This window comes from Actinomadura logoneensis (assembly GCF_003428695.1).
In the GTDB taxonomy this organism is placed as follows: Bacteria; Actinomycetota; Actinomycetes; order Streptosporangiales; family Streptosporangiaceae; genus Spirillospora; species Spirillospora logoneensis.
Window position 1 is genome coordinate 1 of the sequence record NZ_QURH01000446.1, and the last position, 996, is coordinate 996.

1 protein-coding gene is annotated in these 996 nt (G+C 78.4%); it reads right to left on the reverse strand.

Annotated elements, in window-relative coordinates:
* Positions 1-996: acyltransferase domain-containing protein (locus DZF91_RS23220; RefSeq protein WP_147341298.1), on the reverse strand; the 996-nt coding region annotated here is incomplete at both ends.

Sequence of the window (996 nt, forward strand, 5' to 3'; positions counted from 1 at the left end):
CAGGTCGGCGACGGCCTCGGCGAGCGCGGCCACGGTCGCCGACGCGAGCCGCGGCGGCGCCGCCGGGACCGTCCGGCCGCAGCGGACGGCGGCCTCGGCGGCGAGCTGGGTGACGCGCAGCGAGTTCAGGTGCAGGTCGGCCAGGAGCCCGTCGCCGTCCCGGATCATGTCCGCGGGCAGCTCCAGCGCCTCGGCCACGAGGGACCGGACGACGGTGAGCGGGTCGGCGCCGTCCAGACTCGGAGCTGGGGGCGGCGGCGCCGCCTGTCCCTCGGCCCGTTCGGCGGCGGGTTCCCGCCTCGGCAGCGGGACGTCCGGCGCGCTTTCGCACGGGTTGGTCAGGAAGACCGGAGGGCGGTCGAGGTCGAACGGCCGGTGCAGGCGGTTCGCGAACAGCGGCCGGACGTCGCGCACGGCCCCGGCGGCGAACAGCGCGGCGACCGTCCGCGCGACCGGCCCGCCGGACGACGCGCCCGCGTCCAGCGTCACGACCGGGACGTCGGTGACCTGCTCGGCCAGGGCGCTCAGCGAGTGGCCGGGACCGCACTCGACCAGCAGGTCGCAGATCTCGGCGAGGCCCTCCAGGGCGTCCCGGAACAGGACCGGTGCGGTCACCTGCCGGACGAGCAGGTCGCGCAGGTCGGCCGCCGGGTCCAGGGCGCCGCCGGTGACCGTCGAGAACACCGTCCGGCGGGGTGGTCGCAGTTCGACGCGCCGCAGCGTCCGGGCGAGGCCGGGAGCGGCGGCGGCGACCGCCGGAGTGTGGAAGGCGTGGCTGACCCGCAGCGGTCGCGCCGCGTACCCGGCCTGTCCCGCGCGGTCGGCGACCGTGACCAGGTCGGCGAGGGACCCGGCGACGACCTGCACGGGGCCGTTGTCGGCGGCGACGGTCAGGGCGGTGCCCTCGATCAGCTCGGCGACCGCGCCCGGCGGGGCCGCGAGCGCGGCCATGCCGGTGGCCCGGTCGCCGGTGGCGGCCATGATCCGGCCGCGCTC